Annotated in this window: 17 protein-coding genes; 5 read left to right on the top strand and 12 right to left on the bottom strand. The window is 64.9% G+C overall.

The annotated features are described in order from the left end of the window. Window positions 1–24 precede the first annotated feature (24 nt). Window positions 25–498, bottom strand: coding sequence for a phosphate-starvation-inducible protein PsiE (locus NRG74_RS22420; RefSeq protein ID WP_026083802.1), 474 nt, complete (start codon window positions 496–498; stop codon window positions 25–27). 201 nt (window positions 499–699) lie between these two features. Between NRG74_RS22420 and NRG74_RS22415 the strand changes: the two genes are divergently transcribed. Further along, entirely contained in the window at window positions 700–1,506 is an 807-nt protein-coding gene (locus tag NRG74_RS22415; RefSeq protein ID WP_257705398.1) for a SirB1 family protein, read from the top strand. Here the strand turns inward: NRG74_RS22415 and NRG74_RS22410 are convergent. The 3 genes from NRG74_RS22410 to NRG74_RS22400 all read right to left on the bottom strand — a co-directional run bounded on the left by NRG74_RS22410 (window position 1,503) and on the right by NRG74_RS22400 (window position 3,130). Further along, entirely contained in the window at window positions 1,503–2,192 is a 690-nt protein-coding gene (locus NRG74_RS22410) for an LrgB family protein (protein ID WP_017640695.1), read from the bottom strand. The genes NRG74_RS22415 and NRG74_RS22410 overlap by 4 nt on opposite strands. Continuing rightward, window positions 2,185–2,568, bottom strand: a complete 384-nt coding sequence (locus tag NRG74_RS22405) for a CidA/LrgA family protein (RefSeq protein WP_257705393.1) — start codon at window positions 2,566–2,568, stop codon at window positions 2,185–2,187. The genes NRG74_RS22410 and NRG74_RS22405 overlap by 8 nt, the downstream gene beginning before the upstream one ends. Before the next feature lie 112 nt (window positions 2,569–2,680). Continuing rightward, window positions 2,681–3,130: a flavodoxin gene (locus NRG74_RS22400; protein ID WP_017640697.1), complete on the bottom strand. Its 450-nt coding sequence runs from the start codon at window positions 3,128–3,130 to the stop codon at window positions 2,681–2,683. A 220-nt stretch (window positions 3,131–3,350) separates the two neighbouring features. Here NRG74_RS22400 and NRG74_RS22395 point away from each other — a divergent pair, with 220 nt between their 5' ends. The 4 genes from NRG74_RS22395 (at window position 3,351) to NRG74_RS22380 (ending at window position 5,349) form a co-directional block, all read left to right on the top strand. Next, complete coding sequence (locus NRG74_RS22395; RefSeq protein ID WP_026083804.1) at window positions 3,351–3,911, top strand: antibiotic biosynthesis monooxygenase; 561 nt, start codon at window positions 3,351–3,353, stop codon at window positions 3,909–3,911. Window positions 3,912–4,006: 95 nt separating this feature from the next. Next, window positions 4,007–4,705, top strand: a complete 699-nt coding sequence (gene folM / locus NRG74_RS22390) for a dihydromonapterin reductase (protein WP_017640699.1) — start codon at window positions 4,007–4,009, stop codon at window positions 4,703–4,705. 15 nt (window positions 4,706–4,720) lie between these two features. After that, the gene (locus tag NRG74_RS22385) at window positions 4,721–5,014 is read left to right on the top strand and encodes a DUF1244 domain-containing protein (protein WP_160923821.1); all 294 of its coding nucleotides are present in this window, start codon (window positions 4,721–4,723) and stop codon (window positions 5,012–5,014) included. Then, window positions 5,011–5,349, top strand: coding sequence for a HopJ type III effector protein (locus tag NRG74_RS22380; protein ID WP_257705390.1), 339 nt, complete (start codon window positions 5,011–5,013; stop codon window positions 5,347–5,349). Before NRG74_RS22385 ends, NRG74_RS22380 begins: the two co-directional genes overlap by 4 nt. A 59-nt stretch (window positions 5,350–5,408) precedes the next feature. Here the strand turns inward: NRG74_RS22380 and lpxC are convergent, their stop codons facing one another. The 8 genes from lpxC to murD form a co-directional block, all read right to left on the bottom strand. Then, window positions 5,409–6,323 (bottom strand): UDP-3-O-acyl-N-acetylglucosamine deacetylase, encoded by a 915-nt coding sequence (gene lpxC, locus NRG74_RS22375; protein WP_017640702.1) that lies wholly within the window; start codon window positions 6,321–6,323, stop codon window positions 5,409–5,411. Between the two features lie 109 nt (window positions 6,324–6,432). Continuing rightward, window positions 6,433–7,614: a cell division protein FtsZ gene (gene ftsZ / locus NRG74_RS22370; protein WP_017640703.1), complete on the bottom strand. Its 1,182-nt coding sequence runs from the start codon at window positions 7,612–7,614 to the stop codon at window positions 6,433–6,435. A 53-nt stretch (window positions 7,615–7,667) separates the two neighbouring features. Beyond that, entirely contained in the window at window positions 7,668–8,912 is a 1,245-nt protein-coding gene (gene ftsA, locus NRG74_RS22365) for a cell division protein FtsA (RefSeq protein WP_017640704.1), read from the bottom strand. A gap of 16 nt (window positions 8,913–8,928) precedes the next feature. Continuing rightward, entirely contained in the window at window positions 8,929–9,783 is an 855-nt protein-coding gene (locus tag NRG74_RS22360; RefSeq protein ID WP_017640705.1) for a cell division protein FtsQ/DivIB, read from the bottom strand. 65 nt (window positions 9,784–9,848) lie between these two features. Next, entirely contained in the window at window positions 9,849–11,264 is a 1,416-nt protein-coding gene (gene murC, locus NRG74_RS22355) for a UDP-N-acetylmuramate--L-alanine ligase (protein ID WP_017640706.1), read from the bottom strand. A gap of 34 nt (window positions 11,265–11,298) precedes the next feature. Continuing rightward, the gene (gene murG, locus NRG74_RS22350) at window positions 11,299–12,369 is read right to left on the bottom strand and encodes an undecaprenyldiphospho-muramoylpentapeptide beta-N-acetylglucosaminyltransferase (protein ID WP_257705385.1); all 1,071 of its coding nucleotides are present in this window, start codon (window positions 12,367–12,369) and stop codon (window positions 11,299–11,301) included. Beyond that, entirely contained in the window at window positions 12,359–13,558 is a 1,200-nt protein-coding gene (gene ftsW / locus NRG74_RS22345; RefSeq protein ID WP_133862632.1) for a putative lipid II flippase FtsW, read from the bottom strand. Before ftsW ends, murG begins: the two co-directional genes overlap by 11 nt. After that, window positions 13,558–14,847 carry a UDP-N-acetylmuramoyl-L-alanine--D-glutamate ligase gene (murD, locus tag NRG74_RS22340; RefSeq protein ID WP_257706632.1) on the bottom strand — a complete coding sequence of 430 codons (1,290 nt, stop codon included), beginning with the start codon at window positions 14,845–14,847 and terminating at the stop codon, window positions 13,558–13,560. Before murD ends, ftsW begins: the two co-directional genes overlap by 1 nt. Window positions 14,848–14,849 lie beyond the last annotated feature (2 nt).

Genomic DNA, 14,849 nt, shown 5'->3' with positions numbered 1-14,849 from the left:
CGAAGCGGATAGGGACTGCGCAAGCTACTTGTCGCCCTCGCCCACCACATCCCCCGTGGCATCGAGCACCTTGCTGGAAGGAAACTTGTTCGAGGCGACGCGGACCGCCAGTACCGAGAGCGACAGCAGAAAGATCCCGCCGCAGAGATACAGCAGCCCAGCATCCGGTGGCCGATGGTGCGAGACATCGCCGATCAGATAGCGGGTCAGGGCAGTGATGGCGATGTAGAGCAGAAAGCGGATGGGCAGGTGGTTGGTCTTGAAGTAGATGCCGACCATGGCACCCAATTCCAGGTAGATGAAGAGCAGGAGAATGTCATCGATGCTCGCCTGGCCCTTGTCGACCATGCCCATGAAGGCCATCACCGAGGCCCAGGCCGTGGCCGCGCCGATGGCGAACAGGCCGAAGTAGTGGAAACCTTCCACCATCAGGTTGCCAAGGGAGTTCGCCCCGTCGTGCATGCGTTTGCGACCGCTGTCTGCCCACTTCATGGCCAGCTGCTCCCTGCACAAGGGTGAAGACGTCCATTCGAAGATTCGTCCATGCTGGAATTCCCACTCTCAAGATTGCTCTGGCACCAGCCGTTCTTATAGCGGGAAGCCGGACCGCCGACCAGTGCACAACTGTCGCAGACTGGACGACCACGCACTGGCAGGCTAAAACCTGAGGAAAAGGCCCCAAGGGCCCTGGAGTCTGCTGTGGACGCGCGTCTATTCTGCCTCGCCTGCCTGGACCGGCCCGATCCCCGGCTGCTGGAAGCCGCCCTGTGGATCGCGGCCGAGCACCATGAACAGATCGATCCCTCCGCCCTGCTGCACTCGCTGGATGAGCTGGCCCTGCGTCTGGTCGCCACCCTGGATGGCGATGCCAGTCACGCCGAGCGTGCCCAGGCCTTGTTACGGCAACTGTGCGATGCCGGCTTTCGCGCCGCCGAGTGGCCCCTGAATCCCACCGCCGCCCTGCTCGATGAGGTTCTGGCGCGACGGCGCGGCCAACCCCTGTCGATCGCCTTGGTGGCCCTGGAACTGGCCCGACGCCTGGAGATCGTCCTGCAGGGCATCGGTTTTCCCGGCCATTTCCTGCTGCGCGTGCCGGGCGCGGATCATCTGCTCGAACCCTTCGGCGGGCGACGCCTGTACATGAACGACTGCCGCCAACTCCTGGTGGATCAATTCGGCCCCACCGCACAATTGCAGGCCAGCTACCTGGCGCCCCTGGGACCGCGGCAGATGATGCAGCGTCTCTCGCGCAATCTGCGTGAATTGCATCGCCAGAGCGACCAGCCGCTGGCCGCGCTCAAGGATGCCCAGCGCGTCATCGAACTGGGAGCGGTCGGGGTCATCGATCATCTGGCGCGCGCCGATCTGTACCGCCAACTCGACTGTCCCCAGGCCGAGCGCTACGACCTGCAGCACGCCCTGCTGATTAGCGAAGACGATGCCGAACGCGAGCAGGTACGGCGGCGGCTGGAGCAATTGAGCGCCCCTTCCGCCACCCTGCACTAGCCGCGTAACAGCCAGAGCACCAGCTGCGCACCGAGCAGATTGCTCAGGCCGGCCAGTACCATGACCAGGCCGGCCACAGTGCCCTCTTCCAGGCCGACCTCGTAGGCCTTGCTGGTGCCCACGCCATGGGCGCCCATGCCGAACAGGGCGCCACGGGCCAGCGCCGACTTGAGCGGCAGCAGCTTGATCAGCAGGCTGCCGAGGATGGCCCCACCCAGTCCGGTGATCATCACGAAGGCCGCGGTCAATTCGGGGACGCCGCCGACGGTCGCGGACATCGGCATGGCGAAGGGGGTGCTGATGGAGCGCGGCAACATGGACAGCAGCACCCGGTCGTCGAGCAGCAGCAGCCGGGCCAGCAGCCAGGAACTGCCGATGGCCACACCGCTGCCGACGCAGAGTCCGGCCAGCAGCGCCTGCCAGTAGCGCGCCAGCAAGCGGCGTTGCTGCCAGATCGGCACGGCGAAGGCCACCGTCGCCGGTCCCAGCAGGGTGATCAGCCAGTGGCTGTAGTGGGCGTATTCGGCATAGCTCACCTGCTGCCAGAGGGTGGCGGCATAGAGCAGCACCGTGACGAAGATGATCGGACTGACCACATACCAGCGCAACCGGGCATAGAGCAGTCGACTCACCACATAGCCCGCCACCGTCAGCAGCAGCCAGAAGAGTCCGGGCAGATCAAGCATCGCGACGCCCCCGGCGGCGGAACATCCAGTCCACGGTATAGGCGGTGGCGACCATCGTCAGCACGGTGCTGAGCAGGATCGCCAGCAGGATGCGCACGCCCTCCTGCCGCAGCAGCGGGCCATAGTCGAGCAGACTCAACAGCGCGGGAATGAAGAACAGCAGCATCTCACCCAGCAGCAGACGCACGCCACCCTGCAACCATTCCGGCTCGACGAGGCGCGCGGCCAGCAGCAACAGCAGCATGGCCAGCCCTACCACACCGCCCGGTACCGGCAAGACGAAGGAGGTCGCCAGCCAGGTACCCACGCCCCACAGCGCGCCCAATCCGCACAGCTCCAGAGCCAGGCGCAGATATCTATTCACCCAGGGCTCCATCTCAAACAGTCATCAGGCGCTCAAGGATACCGAGGCTGAGGGGACGAGGACAGCAAACCGGGCCAGGTGGCGGGATCTGGACGGGTAAAGCAGCTTTGCCGCCCGGGCAAGATCAGCCCAGCGCGGCGATGACCTCGGCGACCCAGCGCTCGGCATCTTCGTCCGGCGTCACCGTTTCGCTGGCGTCGATGCGCAGCATGGGCAGCAGTTCGCGCAGCCCCAGCTCGGCGAACAACTCCTGCATCAGCTCGCCGCCGCCGCAATAGGTGTCGCCATAGCTGGAATCACCCAGGGCCAGCACGGCGCCGGGCCGTCCGGACCAGGGCGGCAGCCGATCGCGCAGCTGGAAATACAGCGACTCGAGATTGGCGGGCAGTTCGCCCATGCCGGTGGTGGAGGTAATGGCCAGCAAGGCTTCGGGTGCGAAGGCCTCCAGGCTGGCGAGATCGGCATTGGGCTGGTGCCAGACCTCATGGCCTGCCGCGCTCAGCCGCGCCTTCACCTGACGGGCGATATCTTCCGCGGTGCCATAGACCGAGCCATTCAACAGTGCGACTTTCATACGGACCTCTTGCGTGGAATCCCGCCCAGTATGCCTGGCCCGGCAGGGCTTGGCGCTCCGTCAGCAAGACGCCTCCGCTGGCAACCCCCGCTGCAGCCAAGGGTCTCAAGGCTTGTTATGCTAGCGCCGCCTGCTACCCCAGGCGTTTTCGCCACCTGCCCGCCTACCCGGCGGCGTGATGGCATCCGGCCTATCCGGCCCGATCGCCCGGAGTTGAAGCATGAATCAGCCTGTTACCCTCATGGTCGCGCGGCGCGTCGCGGCCGGCCAATACGACGCCTTTCTGGTCTGGCTGCGCGAAGGCGAAGCCCTGGCCACCGGGTATCCCGGCTATCTCGGCTCGGGTGTCCTGACCCCGCCACCGGGCGACAACCTGGTGCAGATCATCTTTCGCTTCGCCTGCCCCCAGACCCTGGACGAGTGGGAACACTCGGACACCCGGCGCCTCTGGCTGGAGCGTGGCCAGGGCCTGTTCGAAGCGCCCCAGGCACGACGGGCTCAGGGCATGGACGACTGGTTCGGTGCCGGCCTCCAGCCGCCGCCGCGCTGGAAGCAGAGCATTGCCGTCTGGCTGGCGTTCTTTCCCATCTCCCTGCTGTTCAATGCCGCCTTTGGCGATTACCTGGCGCATCTGCCGTTGCTGCCACGCATCCTGCTGAGCACCCTGATCCTTACGCCGGTGATGGTCTGCGTCTTCATTCCCCTCATCACCCGGGCGTTGAAGGGCTGGCTGCACAACGCCTCGTCGCGGGCCAACGGCTGGCGGGGCAGCGCTCGCTAGGTCGATAGCGGATCAGCCTGCATCCTGACGAGTCGAATGCGTACAATAGCAGCCAGCCTCATGACCGCTTCGCTCATCAGGATCGGGTACCTTTCATGTCCGCAACCCTTCCCCTTCTGGTCACCGGCGCCAATCGCCGCGTCGGTCTCGCCTTGACCCGCCGGCTGCTGGCCGAGGGCCAACCCGTCATTGCCGTCTATCGCGACGATCCCGGCCCCTTGCGTGACCTCGAGCTCGAAGCCTATCAGGTCGATCTGACCGAAGAGGCGCAGCGTGACACCCTGCTGCAGCAGCTCCATGAACGTCACCTCGCACTGCGCGGTATCGTGCACAACGCCTCGGTCTGGGCTGAAGATGGCCTGGACAATCTGCGGCTGCTCTATCGCCTGCATCTGGAAGCGCCCTACCATCTCAACCTGGGCCTGCAAGATCTGCTCTTGGCCGCACCCCGGGCCGACATCATCCATATCGGCGACGACAGCGCGACCCGTGGCAGCCGCAATCACATCGGCTACGCCGCCACCAAGGCCGCCCTGCACAATCTGACCCTGTCCTTTGCCGAGGCCCTTGCCCCCACGGTGCGGGTCAACACCATCGCGCCAGGGCTGCTGATCTTCAAGGAAGGCGCCGACGAGGCCTATCGCCAGGCGACCCTGGACAAGGCGCTGCTGGATTTCGAACCCGGCGCCGACCCCATCGTGGATACCGTGCTCTATCTGCTGTCGACCCAATACGCGACCGGCAGCACCTTCACCGTCAACGGCGGGCGCCACCTGCGCCATGGCCGTCGCTAGCAAGAGGAATCAGTCATGACCGAACAAGACCGCCTGGAACTGGAGGCCGCCGCCTTCCGCACCCTGGTCGAGCACCTGCGCAAGCGTACCGATGTGCAGAACATCGACCTGATGAATCTGTCCGGCTTCTGCCGTAACTGCCTGTCCAAGTGGTACAAGGCCGCAGCCGACGACAAGGGTCTGGAGCTGAGTCTCGATGACGCCCGCGAAGTCGTCTACGGCATGCCCTACGCGGACTGGAAAGCCCAGCATCAGACCGAGGCCTCCCCGACCCAGGCCGCGGCCTTCCAGGAGCAGCAGCGCAAATGAGCGACCTCTCCCGCTTTCGCGCCAGCCTGGCCCAGGGCGATCACGCCTTCGCCGACACCCTGGTCTTCGTCGCCGAGCACTACCACTACCAGCCCACCGCCTTTCGCAACGGCGGGGTGGACAATGCCGCGGGCCAGAACGAAGGCTCCTGCAAGACCCTGGGTCTGGCCAGGCTCGAAGGCCTGAGCGATGAGGAAGCCCTGCTGGCCTTTGGCGAGCACTACCGCAGCGTGCTGCAGACGCCGGAGGGCAGCGATCACGCCAACATCCGCGCCCTCGTCGCCCAGGGCCTGGCCGGCGTGAGCTTTCAGGGCGAGCCCCTGACGCGTCGCTAGACCTTTCGGCGATCATAAAAAAAGCCCTGCGAATGCAGGGCTTTTGCTTGGGACCAGGCTCAGACGGCAGCCGCGGGTCTCATATAGGAAATGGGTGCCAGACCGGAGTCTTCGAAGGTCACCACTTCCCAGGCATCACGATCAGCCAGCAGCGCACGCAGCAGGCGATTGTTCATGGCATGGCCGGACTTGTAGCCGCGGAATTCGCCAATGAGGCTCTTGCCGAGCAGGTAGAGGTCGCCAATGGCGTCGAGGATCTTGTGCTTGACGAATTCGTCTTCGTAGCGAAGACCGTCTTCGTTGATCACACCCTTCTCGTCCACCACGATGGCGTTGTCGACGCTGCCACCCAGGGCCAGATTGTGCGAACGCAGGAATTCCAGGTCACGCATGAAGCCGAAGGTACGGGCACGGCTGACTTCCTTGAGGAAGGAGGTGCTCGAGAAATCCACCGAGGCTTTCTGGGTACGGTTGTTGACCACCGGGTGATCGAAGTCGATCTCGAAGGTCACCTTGAAGCCATCGAAGGGCACGAAGGTGGCGCGCTTGTCACCGTCGACGACGCTCACTTCACGCTTGATGCGGATGAACTGCTTGGCCGCTTCCTGTTCCTGCAGACCCGCGGACTGGATCAGGAACACGAAGGGACCGGCGCTGCCGTCCATGATCGGCACTTCGACCGCGGACAGCTCGACGTAGGCGTTGTCGATACCCAGACCGGCCATGGCCGACAGCAGGTGTTCAACGGTACCAACCTTGACGCCACTGTCACTGAACAGGTTGGTCGACATGGTGGTTTCACCCACGTTCTCGGCCCAGGCCGGGATTTCCACGACCGGATCGAGATCGGTGCGACGGAACACGATCCCCGTATCGACGGGAGCCGGCTTCAGGGTCAGGTACACCTTCTCCCCGGAATGCAGGCCGACGCCGGTGGCGCGAATGGTGTTCTTGAGGGTGCGTTGTCTAATCATGCCAGGGCCGCTCGGTCGCAGGGTGCGAATGGTGTTCAACGAAGTCGCGATGATAGCAGAAGCGAAAATCGATGCCCACTAATCACACCCTGGCTTGTGATATACCCGATCAATCAGCCTGACGACGCAGGAAGGCCGGGATGTCCAGGTAATCCAGGTCGTCGTTGGGATTGACCTTGGTCGCCGCTGCCGAGCCGCCATGCTGCTGGCTGCCACGACCGGAGCGCATCGAGGTCGGGTACTTGAGGTCGTCGTAATTGACGGGAGCGGTTTCCTGACGGGCAGCGGCCAGGGTCTGAGCGGTGTTGTCCACCACCTTGACCGGCTTCTCGATGCGCGCGCCCAGGCCGGTGGCGACCACGGTGACGTGCAGCTCGTCGCGCATTTCCGGATCGATCACCGCGCCAACCTTGACGGTGGCGTGTTCGGAGGCGAAGTCCTCGATGATCTCGCCGACGGCGGCGTATTCACCCAGGGACAGATCCAGGCCAGCGGTGATGTTGACCAGGATGCCGCGAGCGCCGTGCAGGTTGACGTCTTCCAGCAACGGATTGCGGATGGCGGCTTCGGTGGCTTCGCGCGCACGGTTCGGACCGCTGGCGTGGCCGGTACCCATCATGGCCATGCCCATCTCGCCCATCACGGTCTTGACGTCGGCGAAGTCGACGTTCATCAGGCCGGGACGCTGCATGATGTCGGAGATACCGCGAACGGCGCCGGCGAGGACGTCGTCAGCCTTGGCGAAGGCGGCCAGCAGGCTGGCGTCCTTGCCCAGAATGGTCAGCAGCTTCTCGTTGGGGATGGTGATCAGCGAGTCGACACATTCGGACAGGGAGCGAATGCCTTCGTCGGCGACCTGCATGCGCTTGCGGCCTTCGAAGGGGAACGGACGGGTGACCACGGCAACGGTCAGGATACCCATTTCCTTGGCCACTTCAGCGATGATCGGCGCGGCACCGGTACCAGTGCCACCGCCCATGCCGGTGGTGATGAAGACCATGTCGGCACCTTCGAGGACTTCGGCGATGCGCTCACGATCTTCCATGGCCGCCTGGCGGCCGATTTCCGGGTTGGTGCCGGCACCCAGACCCTTGGTGACGCCTGGGCCGAGTTGCAGCACGGTACGGGATGTGACGTTCTTCAGGGCCTGGGCGTCGGTATTTGCACAGATGAATTCGACGCCTTCAACACCGCTTTTGACCATGTGGTTGACGGCGTTGCCACCGCCACCGCCCACGCCGATGACTTTGATCACGGCGCTTTGTGGAATGTTGTCTACGAGTTCGAACATGGTCCCCTCTCTTCCTTTCGGATCTTCGCCTACTGCCGCGGTTTAATTGTGAATTACAAGTTGCCCTGGACCCAACGCTTCATGCGTTCCAGGACTGTGGATTTGGTTTCGCTGCTATATCCGCCAGAAACAACCGGCAAAGGATCGGTCTGCTTTTGCAGACCATAGAGCAACAGGCCGACGCCTGTGGAATAGATCGGGTTGCTGATTACGTCAGTCAGACCCTTGACCGTCTGGGGCACCCCCAGGCGTACCGGCATATGGAAAATCTCTTCCGCCAGTTCGACCGCGCCTTCCATCTTCGCAGTACCACCGGTGAGTACGATCCCAGCGGGGATCAGATCCTCGTAACCACTGCGGCGCAGTTCCGCTTGCACCAGTGTGAATAGCTCATCGTAACGGGGCTCGACCACTTCCGCGAGGGCCTGACGCGACAATTCTCGCGGCGGACGATCACCTACACTGGGCACCTTGATGGTTTCGCCCGGTCCAGCCAGTTTCGCCAAGGCACAAGCATACCGAATCTTGATTTCTTCGGCATATTGCGTCGGGGTTCTCAAGGCCATGGCAATGTCATTTGTGACTTGGTCGCCAGCAATGGGTATTACCGCCGTATGGCGGATGGCGCCTTCGGTAAAGATGGCTATGTCGGTAGTGCCGCCACCGACATCCACCAGGCAGACGCCCAGTTCCTTTTCGTCGTCGGTCAGTACCGAATAGGCCGAGGCCAACTGTTCCAGAATGATGTCGTCGACTTCCAGGCCGCAACGGCGAACACATTTCTCGATGTTCTGCGCGGCGTTGACGGCGCAGGTCACCACATGAACCTTGGCTTCCAGGCGCACGCCGGACATGCCCAGGGGCTCGCGTACCCCTTCCTGGTTGTCGATCACATAGTCCTGGGCCAGGGTGTGCAGTACGCGCTGGTCGGCGGGAATGGCTACCGCCTGGGCGGCATCGAGCACCCGCTCGATGTCCGCAGGGCTCACTTCACGATCGCGGATCGCCACGATGCCGTGGGAATTCAGGCTGCGGATGTGATTGCCGGCAATGCCGACGAAGGCCGAGTGGATCCGGCAACCGGCCATCAGCTGGGCTTCTTCGATGGCCCGCTGGATGGAGGCGACGGTGGACTCGATGTTGACCACCACGCCCTTCTTGAGCCCGCGCGACGGATGGGTGCCGATCCCGACGATCTCGATCTGACCATCGGAAGACACCTCGCCGACCAGAGCCACGACCTTGGAAGTGCCGATGTCGAGGCCGACGATCATCTTGCCGCTTTGCACGCTTGCCATAGTAAAAAACTTCTCCTCAATGCTTGGCCGGTTCGGTCACGGGGGTGGCGGCGACAGCGGGATCACGCCAGGCCACGGCCAGACCGTTCGGATAACGCAGATCGATCCGCGCGATATTGTCCATCTGTGCCTTGAGCACCTGATCGTACAGGCGCATGAAGCGCCGCATCTTTTCCACCAGCTGGTCGCGGCCGAACACCAGTTCCAGGCCCTGACCGGTGGTGAGGTACCAGCTGCCACGCTCGTGCATTTCCAGACGCGCCACGGTGTAACCGAGCGGCCGGAGCATCTGGCTGAACATCTGGTACTGCTGCATCACTTGCTGCTGGGCCCGCTTGGGGCCGTACAGCCGCGGTAGATTGTCATAGTTGGCCAGATCCTGCGGGGCAAAAGCCTCACCCTGGTTGTTCAGCAGCGCCTCGTCGCCCCAGCGGGCGATGGGCATCTGCTCTTCCAGGCGGATGCTGATCTCGTCCGGCCAGACGCGGCGCACCTCGGCATGGGCGATCCACGGCATGGTTTCCAGTTCATGGCGCATGTCGGCCAGGTCGACCTGGAAGAAGGTGGTGCCGACGAAGGGCGCGATCCGTTGCTGCACCGCCGCCTGGCTGATGTAGGAGAGATCGCCCTTGACGCTGACCTTGGCGATCGGCCGGTCGGCATAGGGCAGCAGCCGCTGGGCGCCTTCATAGGTGCCGAAGCCCAGCCCCAGCAGCAGGAACGGCCAGAGGATGCGCTTGAGCAGACCCAGGCTGGGACGCGGCAGGCGCGTCGACAGCGGCTCTTCGGCGACCAGACGACTGGCTCCGCGTTGCTCGACGTTGCGCGACCGACCGAAGCCGGGCTGGTTGTGACGTAGGGTGGCGACCAAGGTTCAGCCCTCCACGTGCGCGCCGGCAACAGCGGCTGCCGGCAAGGGGTTGTACGGATGACGGCTCATGCCGAACTCCCGGCGGTCGCGGCGGTGGCGAACAGCGGGTGGTTGAGCAGTTGCGGTGCCAGTGCGCCGATGTCGCCCGCGCCCTGGCAGAGCAGGATGTCGCCCGGGCGCAGCAGCGGCTTGACCAGCGGGGCGATGTTGCTGCCGCGCTCCACATAGATGGGATCGAGCTGACCGCGCTGGCGGATGCTGTGGCAGAGCTGGCGGCTGTCGGCTCCAGGAATGGGTTCTTCGCCGGCCGGATAGACTTCCATCAGCAAAAGGACGTTGGCATCGGCTAGCACCTGGACGAAGTCTTCGTAGAGATCGCGAGTGCGACTGAAGCGGTGCGGCTGATAGACCATCACCAGCCGGCGCTCGGGCCAGCCACCGCGCACGGCCTTGATCACCGCGGCGACTTCGCGCGGGTGGTGACCGTAGTCGTCCACCAGCATGACGCTGCCACCGGCGACCGGCAGTTCGCCGTAGACCTGGAAGCGCCGCCCTACCCCCTGGAAGCCGGACAGGCCATTGAGGATGGCCTCGTCACTGACGCCTTCGTCGGTGGCGATGGCGATGGTGGCCAGGGCGTTGAGCACGTTGTGCACGCCCGGCATGTTGACCGAGACCGCCAGGGGCGCGCGGCCCTCGCGCAGCACGGTGAAATAGGTGCGCATGCCGTCCTGGCGGATGTCCACGGCCCGGACGTCGGCGTCCTCGGCGGTGCCGTAGGTGACGGTGGGCCGGGCGACCTGGGGAATGATCTCGCGCACCACCGGATCGTCGACGCAGAGCACGGCCAGGCCATAGAACGGCAGGTTGTGCAGGAAGTCGACGAAGGTGCGCTTGAGCCGATTGAAGTCACCCTCGTAGGTGCTCATGTGGTCGGCGTCGATGTTGGTGACCACGGCAACCATGGGCTGCAAATGCAGGAAGCTGGCGTCGCTCTCGTCGGCCTCGGCGATCAGGTAGCGGCTGGTGCCGAGCTGGGCATTGGTACCGGCGGCATTGAGGCGGCCGCCGATGACGAAGGTCGGGTCCAGGCCTTCGGCCGCGAATACCGAGGCGATCAGACTGGTGGTGGTGGTCTTGCCATGGGTACCGGCGACGGCGATGCCGTGGCGATAGCGCATCAGCTCGGAGAGCATCTCGGCGCGGGGCACCACGGGAATGCGCTGCTCGAGGGCGGCGGAGACTTCCGGATTGGATCTGTTGATGGCGCTGGACACCACCAGCACGTCGACCTGATCCAGGTTCTCGGCGCGGTGGCCAATGTAGATACGCGCGCCGAATTGCTGCAGGCGCGCGGTCACCGCGGATTCCTTGAGGTCCGAACCCGAGACCTCATAGCCCAGGTTCAGCAGCACCTCGGCGATGCCGCACATGCCGACGCCGCCGATACCGACGAAGTGGATGCGGCGGATGCTGCGCATGCGCCGAACTTCGGCCTGAATGGCACTTTGCGACTTAACCACGGGCAACCTCCAGACAGGCGTCGACGACTGCACGGGTGGCATCGGGTTTGGCCAGGGCACGGCTGCGAGCGGCCATGCCGGCAAGACGTTCGGGATGCATCAGGACCTCGGTAAGCTGCGCGGCGAGATCCGCCGGGCGGGTGGAATGTTGCGGCAGCACCACACCGGCACCGGCGCGCTCCAGGAAGCGGGCATTGCTGGTCTGGTGGTCGTCGATGGCGTGCGGCAGGGGAATCAGCAGCGCCGGCAGACCGGTGGCGGTCAGCTCGGCGACGGTCAGGGCGCCGGCCCGGCAGATCACCAGATCGGCCCAGGCATAGGCGGCGGCCATGTCGGCGATGAAGGGCTGGACATCGGCCTCCACGGCGACGTTGGCGTAGCGCTCGGCGGTCACCTCGGCATGCTGGCGGCCGGCCTGGTGGCGCACATTGGGTCGCAGGCCCGCGGGGAGCTGGGCCAGGGCGTCGGGCAACAGCTTGTTGAGCGGCTCGGCGCCCAGGCTGCCGCCCAATACCAGCAGGTTGGCGGCGCGCTCTTCCAGCGGTGCGCGGGTCACCGGAGCGAAGAGTTCGGCGCGCACCGGATTACCGGTGGACAGGCGTTTGGCGGACGCCGGAAAGGTGTCGGCAAAGCCTTCGCAGACGCGGGCGGCCATGGGCACCAGCAGGCGGTTGGCGGTGCCGGCATGGGCGTTCTGTTCATGGATCACCAGTGGGATGTTGCACAGCTTGGCGGCCAGGCCACCGGGACCGGTGACGAAGCCACCCAGGCCCAGCACGCAGACCGGCTTGAGCCGGCGCATGAGCCCCATGGCCTGCAAGAGCGCACCGCTGAGTTGCAGCGGCGCCTTCACTAGGGAGCGCACGCCCTTGCCGCGCAGGCCGGTGACCGGAATGTGGTGCAGGCTGATGCCGGCCTTGGGCACCACGTCGTTCTCGATGCCACGTGGCGTACCCAGCCAATGCACGGTATAGCCGCGGGCTTCGAATTCACGGGCGCAGGCCAGGGCCGGGAAGACGTGCCCGCCGGTACCGCCGGCCATGATGAGGACGTTAGCGGACATCGGCGAAATCCTCTTCGGTGAATTCCACATCCTCGGTATCGACCAGGGTGCGTCTCTCCCACTCGATGCGCAGCAGCAGACCCATGCTCACGCAGCAGATCACCAGGGAGCTGCCGCCATAGCTGAGGAACGGCAGGGTCAGGCCCTTGGTCGGCAGCAGGCCGACGTTCACGCCGATGTTGATCAGGAACTGGCCGATCCAGAGCATCGACAGGCCGTAGGCCACATAGGCCGAGAAGAACTGCTTGGACTGCTCGGCCCAGTGACCGATGAACAGCCCGCGCACGCAGACGAAGAGGAACAGGCCGACCGTGGCCATGGCACCGATCAGTCCCAACTCTTCGGCCAGCACGGCGAAGAGGAAGTCGGTATGGGCTTCGGGCAGATAGAACTGCTTCTGGATGCTGTTGCCCAGGCCGAGACCGGTCCAGCCACCACGACCGAAGGCGATCAGCGCCTGGGTCAGCTGGTAGCCGGAGCCGAACTGGTCGGCCCAGGGATCGGTAAAGGTGATCAGTCGCTGCATCCGGTAGGACTGGGTTTGCACCAGCACGAACACCGCCAGCACGGCCAGGGCGACCATCATCAGGAAGCGGAACAGACCGACGCCGCCAAGGAACAGCATGGCACCGGCGGCGCCCATCATCACTACGGTGGCACCGAAGTCGGGTTCGCGCAGCAGCAGCATGGCCATCGGCAGGAGCACGATGAAGGGCTTGAAGAAGCCGGCCCAGGTGTGGCGCACCTCATGCTGACGACGAACCAGGTAACCGGCCAGATAGAGCACCACGAAGACCTTGGCGATCTCCGAGGGCTGCACGTTGAAGATGCCGAAGCCGATCCAGCGCAGGGAACCGTTCACCTCGCGGCCGATGCCGGGCACCAGCACCGCTACCAGCAGGAGGAAGGCGATGATCAGCAACGGAAAGCCGAAGCGCTGCCAGGTGGCCATGGGAATCAGCATCACCACGCCGCAGGAGACGAAGCCGATCGCCAGGTAGACCAGGTGGCGGTACATGAAGTACAGCGGATTGCCCGACTGGGCAGCGGCCACCTCGGAGGAAGCCGAAGTCACCATCACCAGGCCGAGGCCGAGCAGCAGCAGGCAACCCGCCAGCAGCGGGAAGTCCAGGTCGATGCCGTGGCGGCTGGCCAGCGGCGAGGGATAGGGGCGCAGTAGGCTGAGGATCATGCCAAAGCTCCCACGGCCTGGGCGAACAGCCGTCCGCGTTCTTCGAAATTGCGGAACATGTCGAGACTGGCGCAGGCCGGCGACAGCAGCACGGCGTCGCCTGGCTGGGCCAGCCGGTGGCTCTCGGCCACGGCTTCTTCCAGGGTGGTGACACGCGCCTGTTGCACGGTAGCCGGCAAGATTTCGGCGATCCGTGCCGCATCGCGCCCCAGCAGCACCACGGCGCGACAGTGACGCGCGATGGGTTCGCGCAGGGCACTGAAATCGGCGCCCTTGCCGTCGCCACCAGCGATCAGCACCAGTTGCCCGGCGATGTCGTCACCCAGGCCTTCGACCGCCGCCAGGGCAGCGCCGACGTTGGTGGCCTTGGAATCGTTGTAGTAGTTGACCCCCGCGACCTCGCCCACCCACTGGCAGCGATGCTCCAGCCCCGGGAAGGCGCGTAGCGCCTCCAGCATGGGCGCCAGCGGCAAGCCGGCAGCCTGACCCAGTGCCAATGCGGCCAGGGCATTGCTGTGGTTGTGGGTACCACGGATCTTGAGTTCCTCGACATCCAGCAGGTTGTCGAAGGCCAGCGCCAGATAGCGATGGCCCTCCTCCTCGCGAATGCCGAAGGCACGGAAATCCGGACGTCCCAGGCCAAAGGTCAGGCAGGGCACGCCCTCGCCGATCAGCGGCCGCGACAGGGCATCGTCACGATTGACCACCACCTGGCGGGCGCCGCGGAAGATGCGGTGCTTGGCCTGGTGATAGGCCGGCATGCCGCTGTAGCGATCCATATGGTCTTCGCTGAGGTTGAGCACCGTGGCCACCTCGGCGTCGAGCCGCTCGCAGGTCTCCAGTTGGAAGCTCGACAGCTCCAGCACATAGAGCTCGACGTCGTCGGCCAGCAGATCCAGCGCCGGAGTGCCCAGGTTGCCGCCCACGGCGACGCGCTTGCCAGCACGCCGGGCCATATCGCCGACCAGGGTCGTGACGGTGCTCTTGGCGTTGGAACCGGTGATGGCGACGAGGGGCGCCTTGGCGTGACGCACGAACAGATCGATGTCGCCGGACAGCCGCACGCCACGCGCAGCGGCCTCTCGCAGCGCCGGCGTTTCCAGAGCCAGGCCAGGGCTCACATAGAGTTCGGCCGCGCGGCAGAGGAAGTCGGCATCCAGCTCACCGCAACGCACCTCGATCCCGGGATACTGGGTGCGCAGCGTTTCCAGTTCCGGCGGCTGTTCCCGCGTGTCGGCCACGGCAAAGGGCACGCCCCGGCGCGCGAGAAAGCGCACCAGCGACATGC

This window comes from Pseudomonas oryzihabitans (genome assembly GCF_024652905.1).
Classification (GTDB): Bacteria; Pseudomonadota; Gammaproteobacteria; order Pseudomonadales; family Pseudomonadaceae; genus Chryseomonas; species Chryseomonas benzopyrenica.
The sequence above is the reverse complement of the archived record's forward strand: the minus strand, read 5'-3'. Positions and strand labels throughout refer to the sequence as shown.